This is a genomic window from Hymenobacter sp. BT559 (assembly GCF_016427535.1).
In the GTDB taxonomy this organism is placed as follows: Bacteria; Bacteroidota; Bacteroidia; order Cytophagales; family Hymenobacteraceae; genus Hymenobacter.
This window is the reverse complement of sequence record NZ_JAELXV010000001.1, coordinates 1,560,427-1,574,725: the sequence shown is the minus strand read 5'-3', so window position 1 is coordinate 1,574,725 and position 14,299 is coordinate 1,560,427. Positions and strand designations below refer to the sequence as shown.

The window sequence follows — 14,299 nt, the reverse complement described above, 5'->3', positions numbered from 1 at the left end:
TATGACCTTAGTTATTGTCTTGCTGTGCATCGTGGGCTTGGTCTTGCTGATATCCGTCTGCAAGGTCAATGCCTACCTGGCCTTCCTGTCTATTTCGCTGCTGGCCGGGGTGCTGCTGGGCATGCCGCTCGCTAACATCGCCAAGTCCATCGAAAAGGGCATCGGCGACACCCTAGGGTCGCTCGTGCTCATCCTGAGCTTAGGAGCCATGCTGGGCAAGCTGCTGGCCGAAACCGGCGCCGCCCAAAACCTAGCTACCGCGCTCATGCGCGCCTTCGGGCCCCGCTACATTCAGTGGGCGATGGTGGTAACGGGCTTTATCATCGGTATTCCGCTTTACTATGGCATCGGTTTCGTACTGATGGTGCCGCTCATTTTTTCCATCGTGTACCGCTACAAGCTGCCGGCCATCTACCTAGGGCTGCCCATGCTGTCGGCGCTCTCGGTCACGCACGGCTTTTTGCCCCCGCACCCCTCGCCCACGGCGCTGGTAGTGCAGTTTGGAGCCAACATGGGGCTCACACTGCTCTACGGCCTGGCGGTGGCCGTGCCAGCCATCATCATTGCCGGGCCGCTATTCTCCCAGACGTTAAAAGGGCTGGCGTCAGAGCCGCTGGAGGTGTTTGCGCCGGCCCCGGCGGCCGAGACCCGGGTGCCGGGCACGGCCAATAGCTTTTTCACGGCCCTGTTTCCAGTGCTGCTCCTGATGCTGGCCGCCCTGTACCCCGTGCTGGCGCCGGCGGGCGCCCCGGGGCAAGCAGTGGTAGCGCTACTGGGCCAGCCCTCGGTAGTAATGCTGCTGGCCGTGGCCTACGCTACCTACTCGCTAGGTTGGCGCACGGGCCGCAGCATGCCTCAAATCATGGCCATCTACGCCGACGCCGTCAAGGACATCAGCTTGATTTTGCTGATAATAGGGGCCTCGGGCGCCCTCAAGCAGGTGCTCACTGACAGCGGCGCCAGCACCGAAATCGCGGGCTTGTTGCAGCACGTAGCCTTGCCGCCGCTGGTGCTGGGCTGGCTCATGGCGGCCATCATCCGGGCCTGCGTGGGGTCGGCCACGGTGGCGGGGCTCACCACGGCGGGCCTCATCGCGCCGCTGCTCCTTCAAACCCACACCAACCCCAACCTGATGGTGCTGGCCGTGGGCGCGGGCAGTCTCATGTTCTCGCACGTCAACGATGCGGGGTTTTGGATGTTTAAAGAATACTTTAACCTCAGCGTGAAAGACACGCTCCGGTCGTGGTCGGTCATGGAAGCCCTCGTGTCCGTGACCGGGCTGGCCGGCGTAATCTTGCTCAATCAATTTCTTCACTTCTGATTTTTTTCATGGCTACTCCCGACGAAAACTTCGCCCAAACCGGCCTGCGCCTGCCCCCCGCCCCTACGCCCCTCGGTGTCTACAAGCCCTGCCTGGTCGATGGCAAGTACCTCTACGTATCGGGCCACGGGCCGGTACAAGACGACAAAAGCCTGATTATCGGCCGCATCGGCGACGCCATCGACCAAGAAGGCGGCAAGCTGGCCGCCCGCCAAGTGGGCCTTACCATCCTATCGACCATCGTGGCCAACCTAGGCAGCCTCAACAAGGTCAAGCGCGTCATCAAGGTGCTGGGTATGGTGAACTGCACGCCCGATTTTGAGAAGCATCCCTACATCATCAACGGGTGCAGCGAGCTTTTTGCCCAGGTCTGGGGTACCGAAAATGGCATCGGCGTGCGCAGCGCCGTGGGCTTTGGCTCGCTGCCTGATAATATTCCGGTCGAGATAGAGGCGCTGTTTGAATTGGAGTAATCCGATTTTCAGTATCGCTATAGTGACTAATCAGTCGTTGGTCATGCCGAGCGTAGCGAAGCATCTCGCTCGCCTCGTTGCTAACGTCAGAGTTTACTGCACCACGCGAGATGCTTCGCTGCGCTCTGCATGACCAACGGATTTCCAAAAAGATTAAAGAGACCTTAAATAGCAGCCCTACCCATGGCAGAGTGGTTTGAAATAACAGACGCAGACATGGTGGACACGCCCGCGCTGGTGGTATACCCTGACCGAGTGCGGCACAACCTAGCGTTACTCACCACCCAAATCAACGACCTAGGTCGGCTGCGCCCACATATCAAAACCCACAAAAGCCGCGAAGCCGTGCTGCTGACCCTCGCCGCCGGCATCACCAAGTTTAAGTGCGCCACCATTGCCGAAGCCGAGCTGCTGGGCAGCTGCCAGGCGCCCGATGTGCTGCTGGCCTACCAGCCCGTGGGGCCCAGGGCTCGCCGCCTGCTCGCCCTCATGGAGCAGTACCCGCACACCCGCTTCTCGTGCCTACTCGACGACTACGAAGCCGCCCGTCAGTTGAGCGCGCTTGCGGAGGCCGCCCACCTACTAGTGCCGGTGTTCATTGACCTCAATGTAGGCATGAACCGCTCGGGCCTGGCCCCGGCGGCGGCGTTGGCCTTCTACCAGCAATGCCAGGATTTGCCCAACCTCGACGTAGTGGGCCTGCACGTCTACGACGGCCACATTCACGACGAAGACTTGGCCGTGCGTACCGCGCGCTGCCACGAGGCCTTTGCGCCAGTGGCCGCATTAGTGGAGCAGTTGCAAGACCTAGGGTTTGCGCCCGTCGTCGTGGCGGGGGGCACGCCCACGTTTCCGGTGCACGCCGCCCGGCCGGGTGTGGAGTGCAGCCCCGGCACGTTTATTTACTGGGATGGCGGCTACGGCCGGGCGTTTGCGGAGCAGCCGTTTCTGCCGGCGGCGCTGGTGCTGTGCCGCGTCGTATCGCGGCCCACCGCCACCACGCTATGCATAGACCTAGGGCACAAAGCCATCGCCTCGGAAAGCCCGCTCGATAAGCGCATTACCTTTCTGAATGCGCCCGAGCTGCAACCCATCGGCCACAGCGAAGAGCACCTAGTGGTGGAAGCTGGGCCCGACCACGGCTACCGAGTAGGCGACGTGCTCTACGGCCTGCCGCACCACATTTGCCCCACGGTGGCCCTCTACGCCCAGGCCACTGCCATCGACCACCACCACCTGGCCGGCACGTGGCCCACCGTGGCCCGCGACCGTATTCTTACTGTGTAGCTTATGCTGATTGTAGACGCTCACCTCGACCTGAGCATGAACGCCCTGGAGTGGAACCGCGACCTCACCCAACCCGTGGCGGCCCTCAACGCCCGCGAAGCTGGCCTCACCGACAAGCCCGACCGCGGCCTGGCCACTGTTAGCCTACCCGCCCTGCGCCAGGGCAATATCGGGCTGGTGGTAGCCACCCAAATTGCCCGTTACGTGGCGCCCGATAACCCCCTCCCCGGCTGGCACTCGCCCGCCCAGGCCTGGGCCCAAACCCAAGGCCAGCTGGCTTGGTACCAAGCCATGGAGGCCGCCGGCGAAATGACGCAAGTGCGCGACCGCGCCACCCTAGAGCAGCACCTCAGCCGCTGGGCCGACGACACTCCCCAAGACCGCAAGCCCATCGGATACATCCTGAGCCTGGAAGGGGCCGACTCGCTCATCACCGTGGGCCACCTAGAGCAAGCCTACCAGTATGGGCTGCGCGCCGTGGGCCCCGCCCACTATGGGCCCGGCCGCTACGCCCAGGGCACCGATGCCACCGGTGGCCTAGGGCCCCAGGGCCCCGCGCTGCTGCGCGAAATGGAGCGCCTCAACATCATCTTGGACGCGACCCACTTGTGCGACGACAGCTTTTGGGAAGCGCTCGACCTCTTTGGCGGCCCCGTGTGGGCCAGCCACAACAACTGCCGCGCCCTCGTCAACCACAACCGCCAGTACAGCGACGAGCAGCTGCGGGCGCTAGCCGCCCGCGGCGCCGTAATAGGCGCCGCCCTCGACGCCTGGATGATGGTGCCCAACTGGGTGCGCGGCGAGTCCACCCCCCTAGGCATGCATTGCAACCTGGAGGTGGCCATCGACCACATCGACCACCTGTGCCAGGTAATGGGAAGCGCCCAGCACGTGGGCCTAGGCACCGACCTCGACGGCGCCTTTGGCCGCGAGCAGTGCCCCTACGACCTAGAAACCATCGCCGACCTGCAAAAAATACCCGACCTGCTGGCCAAGCGCGGCTACTCGACCCAGGACATCGAAGGCATGATGCACGGCAACTGGCTACGCTTTCTCAGAAATACCTGGCCGGCCTAACCTCCGCAATGGTACCTTGGTCCGCCCTACACCGGTACCCACCGGCCTAAGCCACCTAAGGCGCAGCCGGCCAGTGGCACTTGCCAAAGAGTTTAATGGAAAAACAGCCTCGCCGACAATTCATTGGCCTAAGCACGGCCGCCCTCGCCGGGGCGGTGGTGCCTGGCCCGGTCAAACGACTTTTTGCGCCCAAACCCGCCGAAATCACGGTGCACCTCGACCAGCCCCTCGGCGCGATAGCGCCTACCATCTACGGGCAGTTTATCGAGCACCTAGGGCGCGCCATTTACGGCGGCATCTACGACGACCAGCGCCGACGCTTTCGCCCCGATGTGCTCGAAAAAGTGCAGCGACTGCGCCCTACCCTGCTGCGCTACCCCGGCGGCACGGTCACCAAGATTTATCACTGGAAAGACGGGGTGGGCAAAAACCGGCCGGTGCGCAAAAACCTCATCTGGGGCGGCTACGACAACAACCACGTCGGCACCGATGAATACATGGAGTACGCCCGGCTGCTCGGCGCCGCGCCCTTCCTAACCGTGAATATGTCAACCGGCACGGCCGAAGAAGCCGCCGACTGGGTCGAGTATTGCAACGCCACGGAGGGCGACTACGCCGCCCAGCGCAAAGCCAACGGCCACCCCGCGCCCTACCAGGTCAAGTATTGGGGCCTAGGCAATGAAGAAGCCGCCAAGGAGGATGCCGGCCGGCTGCAAGACCCGCGCGACTACATCAAGCAAGCCTGGTACTACGCCAAGCTCATGAAGCTGCAAGACCCGTCCATCCAGTTTATTATGGTGGGCGACAAGCCCGACTGGAACCAGCAGGTGCTACAAGAGCTGCACCCCATCTGCGACTACATTGCGTTGCACCTCTACGCCAGCTCTAAGCCCGGCGACCCGGCCTCGCTTTTCACGTCCATCGCCGAGATGGAAGCGGCTATCAAAACCACCGCGGCCCAGATTGCCGCCCTCACCCCGCCTAAAGTAGCCAGCTTCAGCAAGTGGTACCGCTTCCCGGCCCGGCAGCAGCCCGTCAAAATCGCGGTGGATGAGTGGGGCATCTGGGAAAACGGCGGCCACGGCACCTACGACCTAGAGGTAGATTACACCTGGAACCACGCCCTAGGGGTGGCCACGTTCCTCAACATCTTTCAGCGCAATGCGGCGGTGATTGGCCTGGCCACCTGGGCCCAGACCGTGAACGTGTTAGCGCCCATCATGACGAATGACACCACGTCCATCTGCCAAACCATTTATTACCCCCTAGAGCTGTACCGACGCCTATGCGGCCCCCAGAGCGTGGCCGTGACTACCACCGGCGCGGAGGCCCTCGACGTGTCCGCCTCCACCGATGGCAAAACCCTCACCCTAGCCATTGTCAACCGCGACAGCAAAGCAGCGGTGCCGTTGAAACTTAACGTCAAAGTAGCTGGCCCCTGGACCGCGCATGAGCTGAACGCGCCCTCAATAGAGGCCATGAACACGCTCAAAGCCCCGGACAAAAACGTAGTCAGCTACAAGCAACGTACCCTGGCGGTCGGCGCTACCACGTATACCGCCGAGGCACACAGCATTACTATTTTACAAGCAAGGCTCTAACAGGTAGACTTAAATAACAAACGACCTACCGCGGTGTGCAGCAGGTCGTTTCAGTATTACTAATAAGGCAACGTGGCCACCTAGAGCTTACCGCTGTCAATGAGTACCTCTAGGCGCGAGCGCCCCACCTGAATGATGGTAGGCGTGATGACCGAGGCGCCGTTGGAAGTGGTGTAGAAGGTTTCATAAGCGTAGCGACGGCGCAGCACCGGGCCCACGCCCTGAGCGAATACTTGCAGGTAGCCACCCCGGCGCAGCAAGCCGTCGTTGGCCTCAATAGGCATTTGGTCGCGGGCCACGGCGGCGGTGGTGTAGGTTACGGGCGTGGCGCCTGGCGTCGTAAAGGACCGCTCCACGGCCCCATCGAAAGCCCGCACGCTGTCAGCACGCTCGGTGGTGAAGGCGTATTTTTTCCAAGTCTTGCCGGCCCGCAGCGGGTAAATAAGCTCGATGGTGCGCACGTTGTCACGCGTCAGCAAAATGGCTTGGGCCTGCTGCTGCACTATTAATACGCTGTCGGGAGCCCAGGCCTGAGCGTTGGTAGTGCGGCGGGAGCGCAGCACCCGGTAGGCCGTTTGGCCAGCCGCATCGGTAAATTTCTCCGTCACGGCCTCGCGCAGCTGGTAGTTGGTGGGGGTGGCCACGCCCATGCTCCACAGGGTATCGCTCACAGCGTAGGTGCGGTAGTTACCCACCTCTAGCGGATAGTAATCGACGACTGGCGTAGGCACTACCGACTCGCGGCGGCAGCCTTCCAGCAGCGCGCCAGCACCGAGCAATGCGGCGGCGCCCAGCGCTTTAGATAGTAATGAATAGTGAAAACGTAGCATCATAGTTCGATAGAATAGCATTAACTGAATTTCTAGGCCGAGACTGGGCTAGGCTCGCAGCAAAGCTAGCAAGCAGCGCGCACTCACCCCGAAGTTACCCAGCCACCTAGGATAGTTTTTACGGCTAGCCCTGAGCAACCTAACACTCAAAAGGCGAGGAGCCATCACGCGGCACACCTGCGTAATAACTCCTCGCTTTTTAGCCACTAGCGGCTTAGGCTAAGCCAAAGCAGCCACGGCTTGCGGCTGCGGCACCTCGCCAATGACGTGGCGCGTTATCCAGCCGCCGCCCAGCACGTCGTCGCCATCGTAGAACACAGCCGCTTGGCCGGGCGTGATGGCGTGCACTGGCTCAGTGAAGTAGATGTTGATTTTATCTTCTACCTGTTCCAAAAACGACGGCGAGCCGGCGTGGTGGTAGCGCACTTTCACCACGGCGGGCACCAGGCCGCGGCCTTCAAGGCTGCCGAGCTTACCCATGTTGAGCTTATGCACGGTAGTAAAGGAGCTGGCCAGTTCGTCGTAGTTACCCAGCACCACCTCATTTGTTTCGGGCCGAATAGCCACTACGTAGGCTGGGAAGCCGAGCGCGATGCCCAGCCCCTTGCGCTGCCCGATGGTGTAGAACGGATAGCCTTCGTGGCGACCCAAGTCGGTGCCGTCGGCCAGTACAAAGCGACCACCCGCCACGCGCTCTTCCAGCCCGGCCACGCGGCGGCGCAGGAAGCCGCGGTAGTCGTTGTCGGGGATAAAACAGATTTCGTAGCTCTCGGGCTTGTTGACCAGGGCAGTGAAGCCGCGGCGGCGTGCCTCTTCATAAATCTCCGTTTTGCGCATGGCACCCAGCGGGAACAGCGTGCGGCTCAGGCTCTTTTGCGTCACACCCCACAGCGCGTAGCTCTGGTCTTTGTTTTCGTCGAGGCCTTTGCTCACCACGTAGCGACCGGTCTCGGCATCCTGCCGAATTTGGGCGTAGTGGCCAGTGGCGATGTACTGGCAGCCCAGCATGTCGGCGCGGCGCAGCAGGGCATCCCACTTGATGTGGGTGTTGCAGAGCACGCAGGGGTTGGGGGTGCGGCCGGCGAGGTATTCCTCGGTGAAATTATCGATGACAAAATCACCGAACTCGTCGCGGATATCAATGATGTAGTGCGGGAACCCTAGGCGCACGGCAATATCGCGGGCATCGTTGATGCTATCGAGCGAGCAGCAGCCGGTTTCTTTTTTCGAGCCGCCGGCGCTGGCGTAGTCCCAGGTTTTCATCGTCATGCCCACTACTTCGTAGCCGGCTTCGTGCAGTAGCACCGCGGCTACCGACGAGTCGATGCCGCCACTCATGGCCACAAGAACGCGGCCTTTGGTCGGAGTATTTTCCATGAAATTGGCTAACCCACCCAGGGAGGTGAACGTTCCGGCTGGGGCCAGTGCAAAATTAACAATGCGCAATGAACAATGAGCAGTTTGTAGACTTGAAACTCTAAGCGGAGCCACCTTTGCACTACCATGCGGCAGTTTGTGCAGTCAACTGCTCATTGTTCATTGCTCATTGTTAATTGACACTATGTCCTTAGCTCTTCCCGTGCTTGTGCGCGGCATCAATAACCTGTCCGACGCCCGCTACTGCGCGGGCATGGGCGCCCAAGGCCTCATTTTCACCCTCGATACCAACCTGCCCGGCGCCGTTGATGCGGCCACGGCCCGCGAGCTGACTGGCTGGGTGGCCGGCGTCGATATCATTGGCGAGTTTGGCCACGTGGCGGGCCCTGAAATCAACCGCTTGGTCGAAGAATGTGGCCTCACGGGCGTGCTGCTGCGCCTCGACCGCGCGCGCCAAGCTTGGCCGCAGGGGCTGGCTGTGCCCGCACTAGTGGAGGTGCCGTCCAGCTTGCTCATCAACCAGGAGCACTACGCCGCGGCCATTGCCGACCTCACCGAGGCGCTACCCGCCGGCTATGCGTTTTTCACGACTGCGCCCGCGCCCTACCCCGCCGACTACGCCTACTGGCACACCCTGGCCCGGCAGGCCCCCCTGTGGCTGGCCGGCCCCACCGACCCCACGCAGGCTGCCGAAACGGCCCAGCACGTGCACCCGGCGGGCCTCATCCTGGAGGGCGGCGACGAAATCAAGCCCGGCCTGCGCGACTTCACGGAGCTAGAAGCTGTGTTTGAAGCACTGGAAGAGGCGTAGGCAGAATACGGCAAGCACCCGCTCCCCGCCGCAGTAGCGCGGCCTCGCATCCTGCTAACTACCGCAAAAGGCAACGTCTGAACAGGCGTTGCCTTTTGCGTTAATTAGCAATTAGTTGCCTACCATTGCGCAGCGGTAGTAGCGGCTGGCTGCTTACCAGGTAAAAACTACTACCTCTCCCCTATGCTGCGCAGTTCTCTCTTGTTGTGCTGGTTGCTCCTGACTACCTGGCTCGGCCGGGCCCAAGCGCCCGCTGGGCTGCCGCTGCGCTGCCTGCCAGTGCCCGCGCCGGGTGCCTATGCGCCACTGCGGCAGGCGCTGGCGGGCGTGCGGGTGGTAATGCTCGGTGAGCAAACCCACCAGGATGGGGCCACCTTCGAGGCCAAGATTCGCCTGATCCGCTACCTGCACGACTCACTAGGCTACAACACACTAGCCTTCGAGGGCGATATGTACGCCCTTGACAAAGCACGCCGCGAGATGGCCGCCGGACGGCCCGTGCGGCCGGTGCTGCTGCGCTCAGTGTACGAGGGCATCTGGAGCGGCACGGCTGATTTCGACACCCTGGCCGCCTACCTCGACAAGCACCGGAGCCTCCAGCTGGCAGGGACTGCCAGCTGCACGGCGAGTACACCCAGGAGCAGCTGCTGCCCGAGCTGCGGCGCTTCGTGGCTCAGGACACCCGCCGCCGCTGGACGGCCGCCGATTTCTACCCCGGCCAGGAGCTACTGGCCGAGCTCTCGAAGGGTGGCGACGCGCCGCTGCGCCACCCAGCCGACACCCTGCGGCTAACCCGCTGGCTGGCGCAGTGCCGAGCCTCGGTGGCCTACGTGGCCGCCCGTCAGCCGGCGCAGGCCGGCCGGGCGCGATTTTGGCAGCAGTGGCTGCGCAGCAGCGGGGCCTACTGGCGGGGCGAAATACGGGCGCTGCAAGGCCACCGCGAGCCGGTGCAAAACCCGCGCGACCGCCTCATGGCCGACAACCTGCTGCATTTGAGCCGCCAGCCCGAGCACCCGAAAATCATCGTTTGGGCCGCCTCGTACCACCTGGCGAATAATATTTCGCGCATCGACCTCAACGATAGTATCACGGCCCGCCATATTCGCCACGAGGTTTTGGCCGATTCGGATGACGTGCGAAAGACAAACGCCCGCTCGATGCTGGGCGGCGCCGTGCCGATGGGCGAGCTGGTGAAGCGCCAGCTCGGGCCGGCCTGCTTTGCCCTCGGCTTTGTGGCGGGCAGCGGCACCTACGGGCATCTGGAGGAGCCTAAAAGCCTGCGGCCGGTGCCCGAGCCCCCAGCCGGTAGCATCGAGCAGGCGTTTGGGCAGTTGGGCTGCGCTGCGGGTTTTGTAGACTTGCGCCGGGCGCCGGCCGGGGCCACGTTCTACGCCTCGCCACTGGGCTACGTGCCGCTGCGCGCGCCCTGGGCCGAGGTATTCGATGGGTTTTTCTACACCCAGACTATGCGGCCTACTTCCCACATGGCGCCGGTGGCCGCGCCCAGCGCGCGGGGCCGCAAGCTGCTGGGGCAGGTGCGCGATACTAAAACCGGCGCGGGCATTGCCTTTGCCAGCGTGGGCCTGCCCGGCACCAGCCTGGGCACCGTAAGCAGCGCCGACGGCCAGTTTGCCTTGTTCGTGCCAGCCGGGCAGCGCGCCGATTCGGTGCGAGTGTCATGCCTGGGCTACGCCTCGGCGAGCGTGCCGGTGCGCGGCGCGGCTGCGCTGGCCGTGCGCCTCGCGCCGCAGCCGCACCTGCTGGCCACGGTGCTGGTCACGGCCCCGCCCCGGCCCGAGGTAATAGTGCAGCGTGCCCGCGAGCGCATCCTCACTAACTACCCGCAGCAGGCCAACAGCATGCAGCTCTACACCCGCAGTCGCAACTGGTACAACGACTCGCTGCGCACCACCCAAGAGGCTGCGATGGATTTTTACGACCAGGAAGGCTACCGGCGCGGCAGCTGGGAGCACGCCGAAAAACAGCGTTTTTTACAAATGCGCGAACGGCGCCAAATCGGTCCCGCCCCCCCCGAGCCGCCCCTCTACTGGCTGCTCTGGAGCCACGACCCGGTGCTAACCGAACGCAACCCCCTGGAGCCCGGCCCCGGCCGCCAGTACCGCTTCACCCTCAATGGCCAGACCGAGTACGATGGCCATCCGGTGTACGAGGTGGGCTTTGTGTGCGAGCGGCCCAGCGCCTACACTACGCCCTACGGCTACCCAGCCCCTGAGTCGTACCAAGGCACTATTTACATCACCACCGATACCTACGCCGTGGTGAAGTACGAGGCTTTCACCGGGCGCGCACCCTATACCATCGATAAGCTAAAAGTTTTGCACCACCTGGGGCTGGCGGCGCCAACTTCGCGGCGCGCTACCATTCACGATGTGTACCAGTACGAGCAGCTACATGGCACCTACTACCTGCGCTACGCCCGCCAAGACAGCAAGCAGGTGTACACCGACCAGGCTACCGGCGCTCACCAACAAACCCGGCGCGACTGCCTGGAGCTACTCGCCACCAACTTCACCCAGGACAAACCCGTAGTGCTGCAAACCACCGGCCTTCGCGTGGACCCCAACGTGCCCTACCGCCCCGAGTTCTGGGACTCGTACCAGGTGCTGGTGCCTGCCAGCGTGCAGGATAAATAGCCCGCTGCTAGCCGGCTGGGAGCGCGGCATTACGCTCCCAGCCGAAACCGCACGTACTTGATGGGCACGCCCACGGCGCGGTACTTGCCCTCGAAGTGCGTCTGGATGGCCTGGGCGGCGGCAAAAGCCGGGTCGGTTTCGGTGTAGAGGTCGCGGGTGGCTACGTCGATAACCGCGCCGGGCCACTCGGCCAGCACCTCCATCGTGTATTCAAACAGGCCTTCGCTATCGGTCTTGAGCTGGGCCACGCCACCGGGGGCCAGCAGGGTTTGGTACATCGCCAGGAAACGCGGCGCGGTGAGACGGCGCTTGATGTCACGGTCGCGAGGACGCGGGTCGGGGAAGGTAATCCAGATTTCGCTGAGCTCGCCGGGGGCAAAGTGGTCGGTGAGCTGGTGAGCCATCAGACGCAGAAACCCTACGTTTTGCAGCCCTAGGGCCTCGGCGCGGGTGCTGCCCCGCCAAATGCGCTCGCCCTTGATATCGAGGCCCAGGAAGTTTTGCTCGGGGTGCAGCTGGGCCAGGCCCACGGTGTATTCACCCTTGCCGCAACCCACTTCGAGCACTACGGGGTGATTATTATGAAAGAAATCGGCGGCCCACTTGCCAGCTAGATGGCCAAAATTCTCTTTACCCGGCTCCACAATAGTAGGACGAGTGGCATTTTCAGCGAAGCGCTGGAGTTTAATACGGGGCACGGGGCAAACAATAAAAACGGCAGAAAGACCGCAAAATTACGCCGGCCGCCTAAGTTTCAGGGCTGGGGTACCTAGGGGGCGGCGAGTCGGCACCGCCCCCTAGGTACTTGCCCACTATGACACTGATGACGAACACGTCGTAGAAGTGCCCCACCAGCCCCAGCAAGATGGTGGCCTTGCGGGCCACATTGCTCACGGGCACGATGTCGCCATAGCCCACCGTGAGCAGCGTGATAAAGCTGAAATAATTGAGCGGCTGTACGTTGCCGGGCCCCGATACCACATTGGCAAAGGACTGGGGCTGCCACAAGTCGATGAACACAAACAGGAACGTACCCACCATGCCTAGTTGCACAAAGCCGCACATGGTGGCCGCCAGCAGTTCGGTCGTGACCTGACTGGTGCGCAGCACCTTGCGAAAGATGCGCAGCGTGATGGCAAAGCAGAAGAGGCTATAGGCAACTCCTGTAAAGCCGCGCACGGCTGGCCAGCCCCATACTTGCGCTGCCACTTCGAGCCCCAGCACCGCCAGCAAGCAGCCGATGATAACCAGCGGCCGCTCTTCCCAAAATACCAGTGCGCCTACCGCCATGTTTTGCAGCAGCAGCGCCGCAAATAGGCGCGGGTCGATGCTGGCCGGCGTAAAGGCCGAGCCCAGCACCAAGACCAATAAGCTCACCAGTAAGAGCTTATACCGGTGCTGCACTAGCGTGGCGTAATGACGATGCAGAAAGGTCATAAAAAGGGTACTCTAGCGCGGGCCGCTAGGGCGCAAATCTAGCCGGGCTACCCTACTCGTACAATTCGGCTACCTCGGCTACCACGAAGGTGCTGCCCCCGATAAATACTACATCGTCGGGTCCGGCGGCAGCGCGGGCCGCCGCTACGGCCGCAGGCACCGGGCCATAGGCCTGCCCCGTGAGCCCGGCCGCCTGGGCCAGCGCCGCCAGCTCAGCGGCCGGCAGGGCGCGCGGAATGTCGGCCTGGCAGAAATAGTATGTGGCCTCACGGGGCAGCAAAGCCAGCACCTTGGTCACGTCCTTGTCATTGACAGTACCAATAACCATGTGTAGCTGCCGGTACACTAGGCGAGCCAACTGCGCCAACACGAGCCGCAAGCCAGCCTCGTTGTGGCCCGTGTCGGCCACCACCAGCGGGTGCTCTCCTAGGATGCTCCAGCGGCCACGCAGGCCAGTAAGGCGCGTCACCTCACGCAGCCCCTGGCGCAGGGCCGCTTCGGAGATGTCGAAGCCCTGCACGCGCAGTTCCTCCAGCGTGGCCAGCACGCCGGGCAGGTTCAGGCGTTGGTAGTCGCCGAGCAGGCCCAACTCTACATTTTGCAGGTAGGGCTGTCCGTCGCGTAGCACATCCACGAGCTGCACACCTAGGCTGGCCGCTGGGGACTCGCCAGCCGCTGCCAGCACCGCATAGCGCGCATCAGCAAACAGCAATGGACTCCCCTCCTGCTGAGCTTTCTGCTCAAATACTGACTTCACCTCCGGCTGAGTTTGGCTCACCACTGCCGGGCGGCCGGGCTTGATGATACCGGCTTTCTCGCCAGCTATCTCGGGCAGGGTATCGCCCAGCATGGCTTGGTGGTCGTAGCTGATATTGGTGATGAGCGACACCAACGGCGTAATAATGTTGGTGGAGTCGAGCCGGCCCCCTAGGCCAACCTCTACTACAGCCACGTCCACTTGCTCGGCGGCGAAGTAGTCGAAGGCCAGCGCCACGCACATCTCAAAAAACGAGGGCTGAATCTCATCAAACAAATGGCGGTGGTTTTCGACCCAACTCACGAGGTAGTCCGGGGTCAGTTCCTGCCCATTTATCCGAATGCGCTCGGTGAACTCGCGTAGGTGCGGCGAGGTGTACAGGCCCACTTTGTAGCCGGCGCTTTGCAACACCGCCGCCAGCAGGTGAGACGACGAGCCCTTGCCATTGGTGCCCGCTACATGCACGCTCTGAAACTTGGTTTCGGGGTGCCCTAGGGCCGCCGCCAGCGCCTCGGTGTTGCCCAAGCCCTTCTTGAAGCCTACCGCTCCTACCCGCTGGTACATCGGCAGTTGTGCGTACAACCAGGCTAGTGTTTCTTGATAAGTCATCTTTAATTATCAATGAATAATGAGCAAGGAACAGTCAGGGAAGCGAACCTCCTTTTGACTGCTCC

The 14,299-nt window shown here is 62.6% G+C and carries 13 protein-coding genes; 8 read left to right on the top strand and 5 right to left on the bottom strand.

Features of this window, described 5'->3' with window-relative positions; genetic code table 11:
- Position 1 precedes the first annotated feature (1 nt).
- From JAO77_RS06515 to JAO77_RS06495, 5 genes are all read left to right on the top strand, one after another.
- Positions 2 to 1,321 (top strand): gluconate:H+ symporter, encoded by a 1,320-nt coding sequence (locus JAO77_RS06515; RefSeq protein WP_198989460.1) that lies wholly within the window; start codon positions 2 to 4, stop codon positions 1,319 to 1,321.
- Between the two features lie 8 nt (positions 1,322 to 1,329).
- The gene (locus tag JAO77_RS06510) at positions 1,330 to 1,794 is read left to right on the top strand and encodes a RidA family protein (RefSeq protein WP_198989459.1); all 465 of its coding nucleotides are present in this window, start codon (positions 1,330 to 1,332) and stop codon (positions 1,792 to 1,794) included.
- 183 nt (positions 1,795 to 1,977) lie between these two features.
- Entirely contained in the window at positions 1,978 to 3,081 is a 1,104-nt protein-coding gene (locus tag JAO77_RS06505) for a D-TA family PLP-dependent enzyme (protein ID WP_198989458.1), read from the top strand.
- Positions 3,082 to 3,084: 3 nt separating this feature from the next.
- Complete coding sequence (locus JAO77_RS06500; protein WP_198989457.1) at positions 3,085 to 4,158, top strand: dipeptidase; 1,074 nt, start codon at positions 3,085 to 3,087, stop codon at positions 4,156 to 4,158.
- Between the two features lie 95 nt (positions 4,159 to 4,253).
- The gene (locus JAO77_RS06495; protein WP_198989456.1) at positions 4,254 to 5,759 is read left to right on the top strand and encodes an alpha-L-arabinofuranosidase family protein; all 1,506 of its coding nucleotides are present in this window, start codon (positions 4,254 to 4,256) and stop codon (positions 5,757 to 5,759) included.
- A gap of 80 nt (positions 5,760 to 5,839) precedes the next feature.
- On the opposite strand, the gene JAO77_RS06490 is transcribed toward JAO77_RS06495, so the two are convergent.
- Both JAO77_RS06490 and mnmA read right to left on the bottom strand, forming a co-directional pair.
- Positions 5,840 to 6,592 (bottom strand): hypothetical protein, encoded by a 753-nt coding sequence (locus tag JAO77_RS06490; protein WP_198989455.1) that lies wholly within the window; start codon positions 6,590 to 6,592, stop codon positions 5,840 to 5,842.
- Between the two features lie 216 nt (positions 6,593 to 6,808).
- On the bottom strand, positions 6,809 to 7,966 hold the full coding sequence (gene mnmA, locus JAO77_RS06485) for a tRNA 2-thiouridine(34) synthase MnmA (RefSeq protein ID WP_198989454.1): 1,158 nt from the start codon (positions 7,964 to 7,966) through the stop codon (positions 6,809 to 6,811).
- A 184-nt stretch (positions 7,967 to 8,150) separates the two neighbouring features.
- On the opposite strand from mnmA, the gene JAO77_RS06480 reads away from it, so the two are divergent.
- From JAO77_RS06480 to JAO77_RS06475, 3 genes are all read left to right on the top strand, one after another.
- The gene (locus tag JAO77_RS06480; RefSeq protein ID WP_198989453.1) at positions 8,151 to 8,777 is read left to right on the top strand and encodes a beta/alpha barrel domain-containing protein; all 627 of its coding nucleotides are present in this window, start codon (positions 8,151 to 8,153) and stop codon (positions 8,775 to 8,777) included.
- Between the two features lie 183 nt (positions 8,778 to 8,960).
- Positions 8,961 to 9,569 (top strand): TraB/GumN family protein, encoded by a 609-nt coding sequence (locus tag JAO77_RS24040; RefSeq protein ID WP_235998225.1) that lies wholly within the window; start codon positions 8,961 to 8,963, stop codon positions 9,567 to 9,569.
- A gap of 29 nt (positions 9,570 to 9,598) precedes the next feature.
- Complete coding sequence (locus JAO77_RS06475; protein WP_502213805.1) at positions 9,599 to 11,431, top strand: erythromycin esterase family protein; 1,833 nt, start codon at positions 9,599 to 9,601, stop codon at positions 11,429 to 11,431.
- A gap of 29 nt (positions 11,432 to 11,460) precedes the next feature.
- On the opposite strand, the gene trmB is transcribed toward JAO77_RS06475, so the two are convergent.
- The 3 genes from trmB to JAO77_RS06460 are packed head-to-tail and all read right to left on the bottom strand — an operon-like array spanning position 11,461 to position 14,234.
- The gene (gene trmB, locus JAO77_RS06470; RefSeq protein ID WP_198989451.1) at positions 11,461 to 12,129 is read right to left on the bottom strand and encodes a tRNA (guanosine(46)-N7)-methyltransferase TrmB; all 669 of its coding nucleotides are present in this window, start codon (positions 12,127 to 12,129) and stop codon (positions 11,461 to 11,463) included.
- Positions 12,130 to 12,178: 49 nt separating this feature from the next.
- Positions 12,179 to 12,868 carry an ion channel gene (locus JAO77_RS06465; RefSeq protein WP_198989450.1) on the bottom strand — a complete coding sequence of 230 codons (690 nt, stop codon included), beginning with the start codon at positions 12,866 to 12,868 and terminating at the stop codon, positions 12,179 to 12,181.
- 52 nt (positions 12,869 to 12,920) lie between these two features.
- Complete coding sequence (locus JAO77_RS06460) at positions 12,921 to 14,234, bottom strand: bifunctional folylpolyglutamate synthase/dihydrofolate synthase (protein ID WP_198989449.1); 1,314 nt, start codon at positions 14,232 to 14,234, stop codon at positions 12,921 to 12,923.
- Between the last annotated feature and the right edge of the window lie 65 nt (positions 14,235 to 14,299).